The 12,552-nt window shown below is 68.4% G+C and carries 15 protein-coding genes and 1 pseudogene; 12 read left to right on the forward strand and 4 right to left on the reverse strand.

Features of this window, described 5'->3' with window-relative positions:
• Positions 1-156: 156 nt before the first annotated feature.
• The 8 genes from RM779_RS28735 (at position 157) to RM779_RS28770 (ending at position 5,272) form a co-directional block, all read left to right on the forward strand.
• Entirely contained in the window at positions 157-927 is a 771-nt protein-coding gene (locus tag RM779_RS28735; protein WP_311620703.1) for a hypothetical protein, read from the forward strand.
• On the forward strand, positions 897-1,274 hold the full coding sequence (locus tag RM779_RS28740; protein WP_311620704.1) for a hypothetical protein: 378 nt from the start codon (positions 897-899) through the stop codon (positions 1,272-1,274). Before RM779_RS28735 ends, RM779_RS28740 begins: the two co-directional genes overlap by 31 nt.
• On the forward strand, positions 1,271-1,498 hold the full coding sequence (locus RM779_RS28745; RefSeq protein ID WP_311620705.1) for a hypothetical protein: 228 nt from the start codon (positions 1,271-1,273) through the stop codon (positions 1,496-1,498). The genes RM779_RS28740 and RM779_RS28745 overlap by 4 nt, the downstream gene beginning before the upstream one ends.
• A 45-nt stretch (positions 1,499-1,543) precedes the next feature.
• Positions 1,544-1,801, forward strand: coding sequence for a hypothetical protein (locus tag RM779_RS28750; protein WP_311620706.1), 258 nt, complete (start codon positions 1,544-1,546; stop codon positions 1,799-1,801).
• A 141-nt stretch (positions 1,802-1,942) separates the two neighbouring features.
• Positions 1,943-2,422, forward strand: a complete 480-nt coding sequence (locus RM779_RS28755; RefSeq protein WP_311620707.1) for a hypothetical protein — start codon at positions 1,943-1,945, stop codon at positions 2,420-2,422.
• Between the two features lie 16 nt (positions 2,423-2,438).
• Positions 2,439-3,212, forward strand: coding sequence for a hypothetical protein (locus RM779_RS28760; protein WP_311620708.1), 774 nt, complete (start codon positions 2,439-2,441; stop codon positions 3,210-3,212).
• A gap of 280 nt (positions 3,213-3,492) precedes the next feature.
• A complete protein-coding gene (locus RM779_RS28765; protein ID WP_311620709.1) occupies positions 3,493-4,188 on the forward strand; it encodes a response regulator transcription factor in 696 nt (231 codons plus the stop codon).
• Positions 4,181-5,272 (forward strand): sensor histidine kinase, encoded by a 1,092-nt coding sequence (locus RM779_RS28770; protein WP_311620710.1) that lies wholly within the window; start codon positions 4,181-4,183, stop codon positions 5,270-5,272. The genes RM779_RS28765 and RM779_RS28770 overlap by 8 nt, the downstream gene beginning before the upstream one ends.
• A gap of 15 nt (positions 5,273-5,287) precedes the next feature.
• Here RM779_RS28770 and RM779_RS28775 read toward each other — a convergent pair whose 3' ends face one another.
• Both RM779_RS28775 and RM779_RS33805 read right to left on the reverse strand, forming a co-directional pair.
• Positions 5,288-5,557, reverse strand: coding sequence for a hypothetical protein (locus RM779_RS28775; protein WP_311620711.1), 270 nt, complete (start codon positions 5,555-5,557; stop codon positions 5,288-5,290).
• A gap of 237 nt (positions 5,558-5,794) precedes the next feature.
• Positions 5,795-6,385: pseudogene (locus RM779_RS33805) on the reverse strand (flavin reductase family protein).
• Between the two features lie 353 nt (positions 6,386-6,738).
• Between RM779_RS33805 and RM779_RS28790 the strand changes: the two are divergent.
• The 4 genes from RM779_RS28790 to RM779_RS28805 all read left to right on the forward strand — a co-directional run bounded on the left by RM779_RS28790 (position 6,739) and on the right by RM779_RS28805 (position 10,912).
• Positions 6,739-7,725 (forward strand): D-isomer specific 2-hydroxyacid dehydrogenase family protein, encoded by a 987-nt coding sequence (locus RM779_RS28790; protein WP_311620713.1) that lies wholly within the window; start codon positions 6,739-6,741, stop codon positions 7,723-7,725.
• Complete coding sequence (vanA, locus tag RM779_RS28795) at positions 7,718-8,785, forward strand: D-alanine--(R)-lactate ligase (protein WP_311620714.1); 1,068 nt, start codon at positions 7,718-7,720, stop codon at positions 8,783-8,785. Before RM779_RS28790 ends, vanA begins: the two co-directional genes overlap by 8 nt.
• Positions 8,778-9,401: a D-Ala-D-Ala dipeptidase VanX gene (gene vanX, locus RM779_RS28800; protein ID WP_311620715.1), complete on the forward strand. Its 624-nt coding sequence runs from the start codon at positions 8,778-8,780 to the stop codon at positions 9,399-9,401. The genes vanA and vanX overlap by 8 nt, the downstream gene beginning before the upstream one ends.
• A 149-nt stretch (positions 9,402-9,550) precedes the next feature.
• Complete coding sequence (locus tag RM779_RS28805) at positions 9,551-10,912, forward strand: UDP-N-acetylmuramoyl-tripeptide--D-alanyl-D-alanine ligase (protein ID WP_311620716.1); 1,362 nt, start codon at positions 9,551-9,553, stop codon at positions 10,910-10,912.
• Positions 10,913-10,927: 15 nt separating this feature from the next.
• On the opposite strand, the gene RM779_RS28810 is transcribed toward RM779_RS28805, so the two are convergent.
• Together RM779_RS28810 and RM779_RS28815 are read right to left on the reverse strand one after the other, a co-directional pair.
• Entirely contained in the window at positions 10,928-12,082 is a 1,155-nt protein-coding gene (locus RM779_RS28810; protein WP_311620717.1) for a lipid II:glycine glycyltransferase FemX, read from the reverse strand.
• Positions 12,083-12,090: 8 nt separating this feature from the next.
• Positions 12,091-12,414, reverse strand: coding sequence for a hypothetical protein (locus RM779_RS28815; RefSeq protein WP_311620718.1), 324 nt, complete (start codon positions 12,412-12,414; stop codon positions 12,091-12,093).
• Between the last annotated feature and the right edge of the window lie 138 nt (positions 12,415-12,552).

The following is a 12,552-nucleotide window of genomic DNA, read 5'->3' on the forward strand; positions in this document are numbered from 1 at the left end:
GGCGAGGCCGAACGGCTGACCGCGCCCGGCCCCTGCCGTCGCCGCACGCTCAAGCAGCGACTCAACGGCCTCCTCGCCGACGACACCGGCGCCGTCCCGCCGAAGCTGCAGGCCCTCCACGACGCGCTATCTGGCACCCAGCGGACGGCGACGGCCATGAACTGGCTCTCGAAGGGCATCGTCTCCACCGTTCTGTCCGACCTGGCCTCCGGCCGACGTTCCCCGACCCACGAGGCCCTGGACGAACTCCCCGACAGTAAGGTCGTCGAGCACATCCGCGGCGTCCTCGTGGCAGCCGGCGCACTGCCGCCCCGAGACGAGCAGATGGTCCGCCTCGAACGGCACGTGAAGGACCTCGTCGCCTCCCACTCCACCCCCGAGGGGCGGCAGATCCTGCACCGCTACGCGACCTGGCACCTGATCCGCCGGCTTCGCCGCCGAAGCCGCGGCAACGACATCACGCACACCCAGCTCAACGTCGTACGCCAGCACCTGCGGGCCGCCGTCTATCTCCTGGACTGGCTCACGGACCAGGACCTGACCCTGGCCAGCTGCCGACAGAGCGACCTCGAACGCTGGATGACCCGCGACGAGACCCGACTCCGAAGAGAGGCAGGGCACTTCGTGCGCTGGGCTCTCACCCAGAAGATCGCCCGAGACCTCAGCTTCCCGGCCGTGAAGTGGAACGGCCCGTCCCAGGCCATGGACGACGACGCCCGCTGGGCCATCGCCCGCCGCCTGCTGCACGACGACACCATCCGGACCGAAGACCGCCTGGCCGGCCTGCTGTTGCTCCTCTATGCCCAGTGGCCAGCGGCGATATCCCGGCTGACCACCGACCACCTCGAGGAGACCGACCAGACGGTCCGCATCGCCTCGGCGACGTCGCGGTCACTTTGCCCGGACCCATCGCCGAGCTGGCCCTGAAGCAGGTCGCCGCCCGCCGCAGCCACGCGGCCATCGCCCAGACCGACTCCCCCTGGCTCTTCCCCGGCGGCCAGCCCGGCCGACCAATCAGCGCCTGGGCCATGGGCGAACGACTCCGCAAGCTCGGCATCCGGCTCGCCGAGACCCGCTCCACCGCGCTGTTCCAACTCGCCACCGAACTGCCCGCCGCGATCCTCGCCCGCACCCTCGGCATCCACATCAGCGTCGCCGTCAAATGGCAGCGAGCCGCCGCCGGCGACTGGGGCGCCTACGCCGCCGAGATCAGCCGCCGCTCAGCCCCGCTCACCCACACCCCCGCTCACGACACCGAACAGGGCACCCGATGACCACCCCGGACCTCTCAGCCGACTGGCTCACCACCTGGCAACACGAGATCACCGCCATGCTTCAGCAGACCCTCGCCCGCTTCGAGACCGCCTACGGCTACCCACCAGGCGACAACGACGTTCTCGTCGCCGACGACCAAAGCCGAGCCACGGCCGCACGGCTGGAAGACGCCACCGTCCCCGCCGACCTGCTCACCTTCTACTCCTCGATCGCCGAGCTGTAGCTGCCCCACATCGACCACGGATACTTCAACCACCCGCCCGACCTGGTGCTCGACCACCTCACCGAATACGGACCAGTCCGCCTGACCGACCACCACACCGGCATCGCGTTCGGCAGCGATGGCGGAGGCATCCTCTTCGCACTCGATCAGAGCGGGCAGGTTCACCGATCCACCACAGCGTCATGGTTCGACGACTTCGAGCCGACAGCCCCAACCCTGACCCAGTTCCTCGAACAGATCCACCGAGCCACCGCGACCTTCACCAACGACACCAAGCGCCACGCGGCCACCGAACACAGCTGACCGACCCCGCCGATGGGCGCAGTCCACGAGGCATTCCGAGAGTTCCAATACCCGACTCCACCATCAGCCCGTCCGGGCGGGGCACAGGCCAAGTTCCTTGCGGAGGTCAACGCTGAGGAGGCGGAGCGCAACAAGGATCTCGTGCTGGCCGAGTACCGGCGCTATCAGCAGGGCGAGATGCCGTCAGGTCCCGGCGCCCGCGATCTGATCAGCTTCTTCGCCAGCGTCGACGGGAAGCTGGCCCGGGCGGCCGCGGAGGATCCCACGGTCGTCGGCAGCGACCAGGAGGTGAGAGCCCTCCTCGCCGAGGTCGCCGGCGTCTTGCACCTGGGGGTGGCGAACTACTGCTGGTTCATCGATCCCTCCAAGGCGTTGTGCCTGAAGCTGGCCGGTACCCCGAACGCGACGAAGCCCCCGGCGGGCATGTGCGATTCCGCCCGCTGCCCGCAGGCCACCCACCATCCCCGCCACCGTCCGGTGTGGGCCGAGAGTGTGCGGACCAAGCAGGTCTTCATCGGATCGATCGGCCGCAACCACAAGACCGAAAAGGCCCGGCTGCAGGCTGACGTGGATCGGGACGTGAAGGTCCTCGCCTCGATCGACGCCGCCGCCGCCGCGTAAGGAGAAACCCCACCTCATGGCTCGAATCAGCGCAGAGACCCGCGCCCGCAACGAGAAGGCCGTCCGAGCCGCGATGGACTGGCTCCTCAAGGGCGACCTCCCGCCCGGCGGCAGCTGCGACCTGAAGACACTGGCCACCGAAGCCGGTGTAACCCGTACCGCGTTCTACCCGAAGAAGAACCGTGACGGCACCACCCGCCCCGGCCCTTACCAGCACCTCGGCGAAGAGTTCGAGCGGCGCCTCCGTACTCTGCAGGAGGCCGGAGAGGTCGTCGACCCGCGGATCGAGCAGATCGAACGACTCAAGACCAAGGTCTCCGAGCTCAAGGAACGCCTAGTCCTGTCCTGTCGATCTTGTCGGATCAGCCCGCGGCTCCCCCAGACTCCTCCCCCAGACTTCGTCTGGGAGGTGCCCCCAGGGAGGTGCCCCCAGATGCGGTGCATCGCAAGGCACCGGATCGCAGCTCATACTTGGCCGTATTCGCGCGATTCGGTAACGCAGCGTGGGGGCACCTCCCAGCCGCCAGGCTGGGGGAGTGCCGTAGCTGGGGGCACCTCCCGGACGGAGTCTGGGGGAGTCGTGGGCCCGGCAAGATCGGCAGGACAGGGCCTAGCTCAGCGAGACGAGACCGTTGCCGAGCTCACGACGTTCGAGGAGCTCGCCGTCTCGCGCTTGGCCGCACAGCACGACGAGATCGTACGTCCACGGGAACAGGCCGCAGCCCTCAGCAACGTCCGCCGCCTGCCCGCCGCCCGCCCCGGAACGGCCCCGTACGGATCGTGCAGCTGAGCCATGTCTAGGACGGGTCCGGACACGGCGAGGGAGCCCGTCGGTGTAGCCTGCCGTGTTCCCTCGCCGTCCGCACCAATGGCCCCCTCAAGGGCGACGTTGATCGAAGGCTCGTCGATGGGCAGATCGTGGTGTTCATACAGGTCACGGCCCCGAATGCCGTCCCGGGATGCTCGTTGAAAGCGGTCGCGATGCGCTGATAGACGGTGGCACGGTGTTGTCGGCGCGTATGCGGTTTTTGTTACGCGGACGATATGTGTCCGCTCGTAGCATCGAGAGTATGCGTGTGTTGATCGTCGAGGACGAACCCTATATGGCGGAAGCCATCCGCGATGGCCTGCGCCTGGAAGCGATCGCGGCCGACCTCGCGGGCGACGGCGACATCGCCCTGGAAATGCTGAGCATCAACAGCTACGACATCGCCGTCCTCGACCGCGATATCCCCGGCCCTTCTGGTGACGAGATCGCCAAACGCATCGTCGCCTCGGGCAGCGGCATGCCGATCCTCATGCTGACCGCGGCCGACCGCCTCGACGACAAGGCCTCCGGTTTCGGACTCGGCGCCGACGACTACCTCACGAAACCGTTCGAACTGCAGGAACTCGTCCTCAGGCTCCGGGCGCTCGACCGCAGGCGTGCCCACAGCCGGCCCCCGGTCCGTGAGATCGCAGGGCTGCGGCTGGATCCGTTCCGACGCGAGGTCTACCGGGACGGCCGCTACGTCGCGCTGACGCGCAAGCAGTTCGCCGTACTCGAGGTCCTCATCGCCGCCGAGGGCGGTGTCGTCAGCGCCGAGGAACTTCTGGAGCGCGCGTGGGATGAGAACGCCGATCCGTTCACCAATGCTGTGCGCATCACCGTCTCAGCACTGCGCAAGCGTCTCGGTGAGCCGTGGATCATCGCCACGGTCTCCGGCGTCGGCTACCGAATCGATGCACAGCCGCGGGCCGGAGACGGGGGAGAGAACCATGGATAGAGCGCCTGGATTGAGTGTCCGCCTCAAGCTCACCCTCAGCTACGCCGGATTCCTCATGCTCGCCGGTGCCTTGGCGCTCGCCGCCGCAGGAGTGTTCCTCCTGCGACAGGGGTGGTTGCAAACCAACGAAGAGGGGGCATGGAAAAGAAACCCGGTCATCGACTTCGTGCAGGGTTTCGCGCCAACGGCAGCCGCAGTAATGGTGTTCCTCCTCATGTTCGGCCTCCTGGGAGGATGGGTCCTGGCCGGTCGTATGCTCGCCCCCCTGGCTCGCATCACCAACGCCACCCGCACGGCCGCTACGGGATCGCTCTCGCACCGTATCCAGATGCCGGGCCGCCAGGACGAGTTCCGCGAACTTGCCGACGCCTTCGACGCGATGCTCGCACGGCTTGAAGCACACGTCGCCGAGCAGCAGAGATTCGCGGCAAACGCCTCGCACGAACTACGCACCCCGCTGGCCATCTCGAAATCACTTCTCGACGTGGCCCGCACCGATCCATCACACGACACCGGCGAAGTCCTCGACCGCCTCCAAGCTGTCAATACCCGAGCGATCGACCTCACTGAAGCGTTGCTCTTGCTCAGCCGAGCCAACCAGCGATCCTTCACCCGAGAACAGGTCGACCTCTCCCTCATGGCGGAAGAAGCCACCGAAACACTGCTCCCCCTCGCAGAAAAGAACGGCGTCACCATCGAGACCCACGGCGACATCACCCCCGCGAGCGGATCGCCGGCGCTCCTGCTGCAACTGACCATGAACCTCGTGCACAACGCGATCGTCCACAATCTGGCCGAACAGGGCAGGGTGTGGGTCACTACCGGCGCCCACCCCGGCACCGTGATGCTCACGGTCGAAAACACCGGCGAGAAACTGCCTCCACACCTGGTCTCGACGCTCACCGAACCATTCCAGAGGGGCACCGAGCGCATCCACGCCAACCAGACGGGCGTCGGCCTCGGCTTGGCCATCGTCACAACCATCACTCGCGCACACGACGGCACCCTCACCCTCACCCCGCGCGACACCGGCGGCCTGCGCATCACGGTGGAACTGCCCGCGCGCACGTCCCCGCGGTCGTGATACGCGCCCCGCCGACTACGCGGGTGGTGCGGCCGTGTCGACGTACGCCAGGATCTGCCGGATGTCCCACGCGTGCTGCGCGGCATCGTGAGCATTCTTGTGCGCCACGTCCTCGGCGCGCTGGATGCCGCGTTCGGTGTGCTCGAGCACCACGTGGGCCTCAAGGGCGGCGGACACCGAGTCCACCCAGGCGTCGGCCGCCCGCTCCAGCGACCACAGGGCGCCGGCCAGGGCCACGTCGTTGTAGCGGGCCCGGCCCAGCAGATCCTGGTCGAAGCCGGGCAACGAGCGCGATCCCGAGAGGCGTGCTCCGGCCAGCCGCTCGGCCAGTTGCGCAGGCTGTCCGTGCCGTGGCTGACGTACGCCGCAATGTTCCAGCCGAGTTCCGGATGCCGCTCGTCGCCCCGGCGTCCCTCGAGCAGTGCCGCCTACCGCGCGGGCAGTCCCTCGACCTGGTCCATGGCGTCGTCCGGCGTCAGCGACCAGTCGAAACCGCAGCCGCTGGTCGGCGCCCCGGCGACCTCACGCGGTCCGAGCGGCGGTCTCCGACAGGAAGCCGTGTCCGAGCTCGGCGGAGAGGCCGAGGTAGTGGCGGAAGTTGTAAATCAGCGGGTTCCAGACCCCGGGGCGGCATGGACGCGCAGCGTCTCACACTCGACACTTAAGAATCCGCCCTCCCCACCCGGCGTGAGCGCGCAGGCGCGCGCCTCCAGCTGTAGGACGCACTCAGCGACGCGTGGCGGGGTCACGAGATCGACGTCGGCGGGGGTGAAGCCTGCGGCGCGAACTTGTCGGGTTCGTGCCGGTACACCGCGCGCCTACTCTCCGGCACCGGGTCGACCCCGGTGAGCGGAGCGCGGCGCTCCACCTGTTCCCAGAGGCCCGGCACGGCGACGTTGAGCACCAGCTCGGGGCGTACGGCGAGGTTGCGCGGCGTCCGGCTCGCATCGCCGAGGCCAAGGACCACGTTCTGGCCCAGGACCCAAGCGCAGGAGATCGGGGCGATGTTGGCGGTTTCGTCGTCGTTCTCGGTGGTCAACAGGACCACGGGCATGCCGAAGTACAGGATGCTCACGGCCGAATCGCACGGTGGGTTCGTCCGTCATAGGCCAGGACGCTGAGGTCAGGGCCCCTCGGCCGGCGTCGAAGCGTCGCCCGCCGACTATGGCCGGGTGACCAGCACCGACACCTTCACGAAGAGCCCGGCCTAGTCTCCTTGGGTGCCCTGCCGACGGATCGCACCAGCGCCGCCATGTGCCTAGCCCTGCTCGACGGCCGCGCCTGGACGGCCGCCGACCTGGCCCGGCTTGCCGGGGTGGCGCCGTCCACCGCGAACAGCCACCGCGACCAGCTGGTGGCCTGCTCGGCGAACACCGCGCGGGCCGGCAAAGCGGGCCGACAACGTATCGGCAGCGTATCGAAAACTGCATACGCGCCGGCAACACCCCGTTTCCTTGAATGGAGGCATGACCTACAGCGAACCAGTGGGAATCACCGCTTTCGGATGCGGGCGGGACGAAGCCGCACGGTTCCGGGAGCTGGCGCCCCGATTCGGGGTGACGCCGAAGATCACAGAATCCGCGGTGTCGGAGGGCAACGTCCACCTGGCATCCGGAAACCGGTGCATCAGCGTCGGACACAAGACCCGGATCACCCCGGCGACAATTCGTGCGCTGAGCCGAGTCGGCGTCTCCTACATCTCCACAAGAAGCATCGGGTACGACCACATCGACGTGGATTATGCGGGCCGCGTCGGCATTTCCGTCGGGAACGTCTTCTATTCCCCCGACAGTGTCGCCGACTACACGGTGATGATGCTGCTGATGGCGGTGCGCCACGCCAAGTCCACTGTCCGCCGTGCGGATGTGCACGACTACCGGCTGCACGACGTACGGGGGAAAGAGCTGCGCGACCTGACCGTCGGCGTGGTCGGAACGGGGCGCATCGGCACGGCCGTCATGGAAAGGCTCCGCGCCTTCGGATGCCGGATATTGGCGTACGGAAATCGTGCCGGTGAATTTGGCGACCCCGGCGACGAGGTGTCGCTCGATGAATTGCTGAGGTCGAGCGACGTCGTCACGCTCCATGTGCCGCTCAACGCCGAGACGCACCACCTTCTGGACCGTGAACGCATCCAGCGGATGAAACCCGGCGCGTTCGTGGTCAACACCGGGCGCGGTGCCCTCGTTGACACGACCGCGCTGGTCGCGGCGCTGGAGGACGGGTGCCTGGGTGGTGTCGCCCTCGACGTCGTCGAGGGCGAGGAGGGCGTGTTCTACGCCGACCGACGGAACGCTCCCATCGACAGCAAGCCACTGCTGCGGCTGCAGGAAATGCCGAACGCGTTCATCAGTCCGCACACCGCGTATTACACGGACCGTGCCCTGAGCGACATGGTCGAGAACTCGATCACCAACTGCCTGGAATTCGAAAGCAGGAATCAGCATGTCTAAGGCCAAGCTTCAGGTCGGAATCGTCTTCGGAGGCTGCTCGGAGGAACACCCCATCTCCATCAAGTCCGCGCAGGAGATCGCGCGGAACCTCGACCCGGACAAGTACGAGCCGTACTTCATCGGGATCACGCGCAACGGCGCCTGGAAACTCTGCGAGGGCCCCGCCGCGGACTGGGAGAGCGGCGCATACCAGCCCGTCGTGCTGTCCCCGGACCGCGGCGTACGCGGACTGCTCGTCCTCGATCAGGGGAAGTACGAGACGATCGGCCTGGATGTCGTGGTGCCCGTCCTGCACGGCAAGTTCGGGGAAGACGGCGCGATCCAGGGCCTGCTCGAGCTGTCCGGAATCCCGTACGTGGGCTGCGACGTCCAGAGTTCCGCGCTGGGCATGGACAAGTCCCTCGCCTATGTCGTCGCCGCCGGCGCCGGAATCGCCACGCCGGACTTCTGGACGGTCGCGGCGGGCGAGGAAATCGACGCCGACCGGTTCACCTATCCCGTCTTCGTGAAGCCGGCCCGCTCGGGATCGTCCTTCGGGGTCAGCAAGGTGGCGAACGCGGAAGAACTGCCGGCCGCGCTGGACGTCGCCCGGCGGTACGACACGAAAGTCCTGGTCGAGGAGGCGGTTGTCGGCAGCGAGGTTGGATGCGCCATCCTGGGCGGCGGAATGGACCTGACCACGGGAGAAGTCGACCGCATCGCCCTGTCCCACGGATTCTTCCGGATTCACCAGGAGGACGAACCCGAGACCGGCTCCGACAATTCGACGCCGATCGTCCCCGCCGACATTCCGGCTGAATCCCGGGCACGCGTCCAGGAAGTGGCGAAGGCCGTCTACCGGGCCCTGGGCTGCAGCGGACTCGCCCGCGTGGACCTGTTCCTCAAGGACGACGGACAGGTCGTCCTCAACGAGGTCAACACATTCCCCGGCATGACCTCGTACAGCCGATATCCGAGGATGATGGCCGCTGCCGGGGTTCTGCTGTCCGAAGTGATCGACCGCCTGGTGACCGGGACGCTCGCCCGGCCTCTGAGTCCGACGGGGCAGGCCGATGCGTAACGACTTCGTCTTCATAGACGAGTACATGCCCGGGGTCCGCTGGGACGCCAAGTACGCCACCTGGGACAACTTCACTGGAAAACCGGTTAACGGATACCTGGCCAATCGCATCGTCGGCACCAGGGCCCTGTGTGCGGCATTGCAGAGCGCGCGAGAAGAGGCGGCCTCGCACGGATTCGGCCTCCTTCTCTGGGACGGCTACCGCCCGCAACGTGCCGTGGATTCTTTTCTGCGCTGGTCGGAGCAGCCGGAGGACGGCCGCACCAAGCATCGCCACTACCCCAATATCGACCGGTCCGGGATGTTCGAGAACGGATACGTGGCCGCCAAGTCGGGCCACAGCCGCGGAAGTACCGTCGACCTGACGCTGTACCACCTGGAAAGCGGCGACCTCGCCGCCATGGGCGGCGACCACGACCTGATGGACTCGATCTCGCACCACGGAGTGGAAGGAATCCCGCGCGCCGCGGCGGACAACCGCAGGCGTCTTCTCTCCATCATGGAGACCTGCGGATTCAGCTCCTACGCATGCGAATGGTGGCATTACACGCTCAAGGACGAGCCCTACCCGGACACTTATTTCGATTTTCCCATCACACAGGTGAGTCTGGGATGAATACGGCGAGGCTCCGGCGGTCCGGCCGGAGCCTCGGCGTCCCCGGACGCCAAACGGCGAAAGCGAGCACCCTCACCAGACACCACCTATCGTCGGCGTATCGAGAACCGCATACGCGCCGGCAACACCCCGCCGCCTTCACTGGAGCCATGACTCGGAGCCAGCCGTCCCTCGCCCCGCACCCCCTCTCCCTCGCCGAGATCGCCGCGCTCGTCGGCGGCTGGGTCACGGGTGACGCGACCGTCACAGTGAGTGCGCCGGCCGTACTCGACAGCCGGTACGGCGAACCGGGCGGTCTCTTCGTCGCCATGGTCGGTGAGCGCGTCGACGGCCACGACTACGCCGTCCACACCCGTGCGACCGCCGTGCTCGGCTCACGGCCGACACCGCTCCCCACAGTCGTCGTCGACGACGTACCGGCCGCACTGCAGACACTTGCCGCCCACGCCGTGGCCCGGCTGCGCGAGCGGCTGACCGTCGTCGCGGTGACGGGCTCGCAGGGCAAGACCAGCACCAAGGACCTGTTGTCCGTGGTCCTTTCGGGCGCCGGGCCGACCGTCGCCACACACGGTTCGTACAACAACGAACTCGGCGTGCCCCTGACCATGCTGCGCGCCAACGCGCACACCCGCTTCCTCGCCGTCGAAATGGGAGCCCGCCACCTCGGCGACATAGCCCACCTCACCGGCCTGGTCGCACCCGACATCGCGGTCGTGCTCAACGTCGGCCAGGCGCACATCGGGGAGTTCGGCTCGCGCGCGGCCATCGCACGGACCAAGGGCGAACTCGTGCGCGGCCTCGTACCCGGCGGCACCGCCGTCCTCAACGCCGACGACCCCCGCGTCGTCGCGATGCGCGCGCTGACCGACGGGCCGGTCCTGACCTTCGGCCGCGCCGAACACGCCGACGTGCGTGTCCAGGACCTGGTCCTCGACCGCCTGGGCCGGGCGACCTTCACGCTGCGCACCTCCGGCGCCTCGGCCCGTGTCGCGCTGCCGCTCGTGGGCGCCCACCAGGCACTCAACGCGGCGGCCGCCGCCGCGGCGGGACTCGCGGCCGGCATCCCCCTGGTCACCTCGGCGGTGGCCCTCAGCACCGCCTCACTGTCCAGGTGGCGCATGGAGCGCCGCACCCTGGCCTGCGGCGCGACCCTGCTCAACGATTCCTACAACGCCAACCCCGACTCCACCCGAGCCGCCCTGGACACGCTCGCCGCGATCGCGGGCCGGCGCCGTATCGCCGTACTCGGCGCGATGCTCGAACTCGGCGCCGACAGCGAGGCCGAACACCGAGCAGTGGGCGAGTACGCGGCCGCGCGCGCCGACCTGGTGGCCGTCGTCGGCGAAACCGCCCGTCCCGTCGCCGACGCCGCGGGGGAGCGGGCGGTCGCGTTCACCGACAACCAAGCAGCCGCCGCCTGGCTGCGCGAGATCCTCACCGGCGGCGACGTCGTCCTCGTCAAGGCGTCGCGCGGCGCCCGCCTCGACGAGGTGGCCGCCGCACTCGGGTAACCGTGCGGCGCGGGCTCAGCGCCCGCGCCGCCGCATGTACAGGTCGAAGGCGCGGTAGACCAGCGGTCGCAGCGGCAGATCCCACTCCCCGACGTACCGCACCGCCCGCCCCCCGGTGCCGACCTTGAACCGGATCAGGCCCACATGCGGATCAGCGGCATCGAGCGTCGGCGTGATGCCCCGCAGGTCGTACACGTCGCAGCCCGCCGCCAGGGCGTCACGGATCATCGCCCACTGGCACGCGTTGGAACCCCGCACCTCACGTTTGGCCGTCGAGGAGGCGCCGTACGCGTACCAGGCGTGCGCGCCGACCCGCACCAGGATCGTGGCAGCCACCAACTCGCCCTCGTGGCGTGCCAGATAGAGCGCGATCCGCCCGGGATCCTCGGCGCTCAACTCCGCGAACATCGTCTTGAAGTACGCCAGCGGCCGCGGCGTGAATCCGTCGCGCGCGGCGGTGTGCACGTAGAGCTCGTGGAACGCCGCGAGGTCCGACGCGGCACCGACCGTGACCTCGACCCCCGCCTTCGCGGCCTTCTTGATGTTGCGGCGCCACTGCTGGTTCATGGCCTTCAGGACGTCGTCCTCGGACCTTCCCGCCAACGGCACCTCGTACGTGAACTGCGGCTGCCCGGCCCCGAACCCGTCCTCAGGGCTCTGCGGCAGCCAGCCGGCCGCCCGGAGCCGTCGGCTCACCTCGGCACCGATCGGATCGACGTGCCCGTCGGGGAGTCTGGTGAGCCGCCGCACCCCCGGATCGGCCACGCCGTCCTTGACCTGCGCCGCATCCCAGGTGTGCGTCCGCACCGGCGGGCACAGCCGGATCGCGAACGCGCCGCGGGCCTTGAGATATGCCGCCAGCGGGTCGAGCCACGCACCGATGTCCCCGGACCAGTCGATGTCAGGACCCCACGGCACATACGCAAGCGTGAACCGTGACAGCCCCGGCACCGGCCGGTGAAGGACAAGCCCCGCCCCCACAAGCCGCCCGCCGTCGAACCATCCGAGCGACTCACTGCGCCACTCCGTCTTCACCCGCCCCCACGCCGGGGTCTGCACGAAGTTCACCGACCGCCGCGCCCGCACGAAGGCCAGGTGCTCGGCGTCGCTGATCGGCGCGACGGTCAGCGTCACAGGGAGGGACAGGGGGGCTGGTTCACGGTAGGACATGACGCCAGTCAAGTCGGCCCTGTGTTGCCGGCACGTATCCGCTTTTCGATACGCCGACGATATGCGCCGCTCAGGCGCTCCGCGCCCGCCACAGATCGTGCTGCCTCTCCGGCCCGGCGCCACAGCCGCGCGCCCCCGTCAGGAGTGAGGTCGTCCAGCGGTACGAGGAATCGGTTCGCGAGGACGTCGGCGAACCTCTCGATGTCTCGGATCGGCTCGGGCGCCGCGCTACCGGCGCCGAGTTCGCGCAGGGTACGCAACGCGAGCATAAAGATGCGCCCGTCGACGGGCCGGGCAGCGATCAGCGAGGTCACGTACGTCGAATCGGTCACGGTGGACAGCTCGTGCGAGCGCGCGGTGAAGTCGGCGATGTCGCGCAGCCGGAAGTCGTAGAAGGCGATCGAACCGCCGGGCGCGTGGTGGAAGCGCCAGGTGCCGGGACCGAGGCGTTCGAGGCGGTAGTCAGGCCG

It is taken from the genome of Streptomyces johnsoniae, assembly GCF_031845565.1.
Taxonomy (GTDB): domain Bacteria; phylum Actinomycetota; class Actinomycetes; order Streptomycetales; family Streptomycetaceae; genus Streptomyces; species Streptomyces johnsoniae.

What these genes read in the sequence shown, in the direction of transcription:
- RM779_RS28760 (WP_311620708.1), top strand. Translation starts at nt 2,439, where the DNA reads ATGGCTCGAATCAGCGCAGAGACCCGCGCCCGCAACGAGAAGGCCGTC.
- vanA (WP_311620714.1), top strand. Translation starts at nt 7,718, where the DNA reads ATGTCTAAGGCCAAGCTTCAGGTCGGAATCGTCTTCGGAGGCTGCTCG.
- RM779_RS28805 (WP_311620716.1), top strand. Translation starts at nt 9,551, where the DNA reads ATGACTCGGAGCCAGCCGTCCCTCGCCCCGCACCCCCTCTCCCTCGCC.
- RM779_RS28765 (WP_311620709.1), top strand. Translation starts at nt 3,493, where the DNA reads ATGCGTGTGTTGATCGTCGAGGACGAACCCTATATGGCGGAAGCCATC.
- RM779_RS28745 (WP_311620705.1), top strand. Translation starts at nt 1,271, where the DNA reads ATGACCACCCCGGACCTCTCAGCCGACTGGCTCACCACCTGGCAACAC.
- vanX (WP_311620715.1), top strand. Translation starts at nt 8,778, where the DNA reads ATGCGTAACGACTTCGTCTTCATAGACGAGTACATGCCCGGGGTCCGC.
- RM779_RS28810 (WP_311620717.1), bottom strand. Translation starts at nt 12,082, where the DNA reads ATGTCCTACCGTGAACCAGCCCCCCTGTCCCTCCCTGTGACGCTGACC.
- RM779_RS28790 (WP_311620713.1), top strand. Translation starts at nt 6,739, where the DNA reads ATGACCTACAGCGAACCAGTGGGAATCACCGCTTTCGGATGCGGGCGG.
- RM779_RS28770 (WP_311620710.1), top strand. Translation starts at nt 4,181, where the DNA reads ATGGATAGAGCGCCTGGATTGAGTGTCCGCCTCAAGCTCACCCTCAGC.
- RM779_RS28735 (WP_311620703.1), top strand. Translation starts at nt 157, where the DNA reads ATGAACTGGCTCTCGAAGGGCATCGTCTCCACCGTTCTGTCCGACCTG.